Consider the following 3,864-nt stretch of genomic DNA (forward strand, 5'->3'; position numbering starts at 1 on the left):
TGTCGACAGGCTCCGTGTCGACAGGCTCCGTGTCGACAGGCATGGCGGCATCGGCGGGCCCGGCGTCCGCTCACCCGGCGGGCCCGGCGTCCGCCGCCGTGACATCCGGATGACCGCCGTCGGAACGCCTGATATTCGGACGACTTCGTATCGCCGACGCTTGACCCTGCCAATGACGGTCAGTTACGTTCATGAGCAGGCTGGAAGTGCCGGCTACAGCATCCGCTCACCGGCAGACACCGCCGTCGGCTGGGGGCACCCGGGTGGGGGTTGCGTAATAACCAGGCCGGGGGGTTCGGCCGATAACGGCACACTCACGGGTGCCGACAATGGAGGTATGGGTGCGTAGCGCCAGGTTGGAGCCAGCGGCGGGTGTTGCGGCCGGCCATGTTGCGCAGGCCCGCAACTTCACCGTCCGCCGGTATATCGACACATGCCGCGTGTCGACCACGGCCTGTTGACCGTGATCTGAGTACTCGCTCGGATATCGCAGTCGCCGGGCGGTCCGTCCGACACCTCTTCGTCAGTAGAACCGGTGATTCGGCGCGCGGCCCCGGACGAGCGGGCCAAGCGCAGTACTCCGCATACCCTACGTGATCTCCATGGCGTCCCCGTGCCCAGGGCACTGATCTACTGACCGGTGGACGCCGGACTGTATCGGCAGGAACGGCACGATGACGATCACCAGCACCGGTATTCCGACGCGGCGCGGCACCCCCTTGTCCAACGGCTTTGTCCTGCGGGGTGTGCACGCGCTCGACGAACACGGTTACTTCGGCGGCCCGGTGGATGTCGCGGTACGAAGTCGGCGGATCACCGATGTCCGTCCGCACCTTCCCCTGGACGCCACCGCGGTCGATGTCGACGCACACGGGCTGTGGCTGATGCCCGGCGTCATCGACTGCCATTCTCACGTCACGCTCTGCACGTATGATCCGCTGGAGCTGATGACGACGCCGCTGTCGGAGCGCTTCTTCCAGACGGCGTCGATGCTGCACCGCACGCTGGCCGCCGGGGTGACATACGTCCGGGACGCCGGGGGGGCGGACGCGGGTGTGCGTGACTCACTGATCGCCGGGCACATTCCCGGGCCACGGCTGGCGGTCTCGGTGGTCGGGCTGACCCGGTCGGAAGGTCACGGCGACGGGGCCCTGCTCGGCCCCGGTCTGGAGGCGCCGGCGGCCGTCACGGCACTGGACTATCCCGGACGGCCCCAGCATGTCGTCCAGGAGCCGGACGGCATGCGCGCAGCTGTCCGCGCGGTTCTGCGCGCGGGCGCCGACTGGGTCAACATCTTTGCCAGTGGCGGCATCATGTCGGTCCGGCCGGGTGAGCCGCTGCCGGAGTTCACCGCTTCTGAGCTTGCTGTGGTGGTCTCGGAGGCAGCCGCCTTCGGACGCGGGGTCATGGCGCACGCGCTGGGGGCGTCCGCCGTCGGTGCGGCGGTGTCGGCCGGCGTCCGCTCGATCGAGCACGGGATCGGCCTCACGGAACGCGAAGCCGCCCTGATGACTCAGCACGGCGTCACGCTCGTCCCCACCCTGTCGCCCTACCACGAACTGGGGCACCTGGCCGACACCGGCCACCTGCCCCAGTGGGCCGCCGACCGCGCTCACGCGACCCAGGCCATGCTGGCCGACACGATCGCCGTGGCCCGTGACGCCGGGGTCAGGATCGCCCTTGGCAGCGACTGCCGTCACCGTGACCGCCACGGCACCAACCTCGCCGAGATCACCCGGTTGCACCGTGACGGACTGTCGGTATCCGATGCCCTGCTCGCGGCGACAGCCAACGGCGCACGGCTGTGCGGTATCTCGGAAAGTGTCGGTCGTATTGCCCCACGCTATGAATTCGACGCCATCCTGCTCGACGAGGATCCGGGTGACCTGTCGCTGTTCGAACGTCCCGATTCGGTGACCGGGGTCTTTCTCGGCGGTGTTCCCGTCGTACCGCATACTCGCCTGCCCGCGGCTATGACCGCGCAGATACGCGATGCTGTTCGGCCGTCTCTGGTATGCGACCCCGCCGGCGACCTGCCCGCAGCGAATCCCGCGGCACCCTGACCCGACCTGCTAACTAACTGGTGCCGGCACCGACCTAACCGCTGCCGGCACCGCACCCGCCAGTGAATCGAGAACAGGAAAAGAACTTCACAAAACTCGCGAATACGTCGATTTTACTTCTCTCCTCGTTTCGTGAATAGCCTGGAAATGGGCCCGTGGCGCGCTGTCCGTCGCGATGCTGATGCGCGTTCGCCGTATAGGGCCTATCGTTGGTCCGAACCCCTCGTGGAACATTCCACGCGAGCGGTTCGAGAGGGATCACCGGATGCGGCGGTCCGCGCCGCGTGGCTGTCAGGAGGGTCATCGTGCAGCACGCCGAGACGATCAGTAACGAAATGCGTAAAGCGATCGACAACTGCATGTCCTGCTCGACCATGTGCGAGGAGACGATTGCCTACTGCATGGACATGCCGGGGACGATGATGGACGCGGCGAACATGCGTGTCCTGATGGACTGCGCGGCCGTCACCAAGGTCTGCGCGGACATGATGTGTCGCATGTCGTCGATGCATCGGGAAATGTGCGGCATGTGCGCACGTATATGTACCATGTGCGCGGAGATGGCCATGAAGATGCCCGGCGACGCCCAGATGATGAAGCTGGCAGAAGCGTGCCGTGCGTGCGCCGCCTCCTGCCAGACGATGGCTGGCGCCACGGTCTGAGCCTGAGTCCGCGCCCTTCGCCTGCTCGGAGAGGGCGAGGCTGTCGGGCCCGGGAACCCATGGCGCCCGGACCCGACAGAAAAACCTGTTCGGGCCCGATCACGTCATCCTCGTTCGTCATCTTCGCCCGTCCCGGCCGGCGTACCGGTCAGCCGGATTTTGTGACGGACACCAACACGGGCGCGGCGGTGTCGACGTCGCCGTGGTGGGTATCTTTTCGGACTTGATAAACCCAGCTCCTGCTGACTTTCACCCCCTGCGCGGCCAGCAGGGCAACGGCCTCGGTGGCGGCGCCTCCGGTCTGTTCGAGTGCACGGACGATGGCGTCCCGTTTTCCGGCTGCATCCAGTGGAGTCAGCGTGGCAGGAAGTGACGCGGACACCTCGGATATCGGGCCGGCCTCGTTGGGGCGCACACCGTCTTCGAGCGCTTTGATGTCCGTCCGTGTGTCCGTGTGGACGCCGTTGTCAACCGTGTCGGTCGTATCGTTGTCGACCGTGCCGATCGTGCCGGCTGGGCCGCTGTCGATCGGACCATTGGCCGGATCACTGTCGACCGGATCGCTGCTGACGGTGTCGCTGCTGACCGGACCGGTGGGGCCCGGAGGAACCGACCCGGCCGCCGGCGCCGCCGGTAACGCGGAGACGGCCGATGATGCCGCCGGCTGTTCGCCGCGCTGAGCCGGAACCGTGATCGCGACGCCTCCGGCCTGCCGGCCGCCCGTCGTGCGGTGGCTGGTGTGGATCTGGCGCATGAGCAGCTCGTAGGAACCGAGCAGCGCCAGCGGCGGCCAGCCGGCGATGATCCGGGCAGCCAGAGTGGCCTCGGCGTGCATGACGTTCGCCGCCAATGACGCGCACGCGCCCAACGTCAGCAGCGTGTAGGACAGCCAGGAGCGGGGTCGCCCGGCGCGCCGGTCACGCAGCATCGTCATGGACGCGGCAACGATCAAGCCGTCGACGCTGAACGGGATGACCGTCGCGGCGATACGATCTTCTCCCTGCTCGAGGGCTACTCCCCGCATATGCCGGTAGGAGACGAAAGCGGCCACCGCCGCGACCGCGACCACCGCGACGATGGTGGTCGCCTGGATGGCCCGCTCAGCCCGTGGCCCGGTTCCGCCTGGCCCGGTTCCGCCT

The 3,864-nt window shown here is 67.5% G+C and carries 3 protein-coding genes; 2 read left to right on the forward strand and 1 reads right to left on the reverse strand.

Features of this window, described 5'->3' with window-relative positions; genetic code table 11:
* Positions 1-674: 674 nt before the first annotated feature.
* Entirely contained in the window at positions 675-2,063 is a 1,389-nt protein-coding gene (locus tag DD1DGNOD_RS14260) for a metal-dependent hydrolase family protein (protein ID WP_131766870.1), read from the forward strand.
* 305 nt (positions 2,064-2,368) lie between these two features.
* A complete protein-coding gene (locus DD1DGNOD_RS14265) occupies positions 2,369-2,725 on the forward strand; it encodes a four-helix bundle copper-binding protein (RefSeq protein WP_206443171.1) in 357 nt (118 codons plus the stop codon).
* Positions 2,726-2,873: 148 nt separating this feature from the next.
* Here DD1DGNOD_RS14265 and DD1DGNOD_RS14270 read toward each other — a convergent pair whose 3' ends face one another.
* Positions 2,874-3,818, reverse strand: a complete 945-nt coding sequence (locus tag DD1DGNOD_RS14270) for a DUF2637 domain-containing protein (protein ID WP_430827806.1) — start codon at positions 3,816-3,818, stop codon at positions 2,874-2,876.
* Between the last annotated feature and the right edge of the window lie 46 nt (positions 3,819-3,864).

The organism is Candidatus Protofrankia californiensis (genome assembly GCF_900634765.1).
In the GTDB taxonomy this organism is placed as follows: Bacteria; Actinomycetota; Actinomycetes; order Frankiales; family Frankiaceae; genus Protofrankia; species Protofrankia californiensis.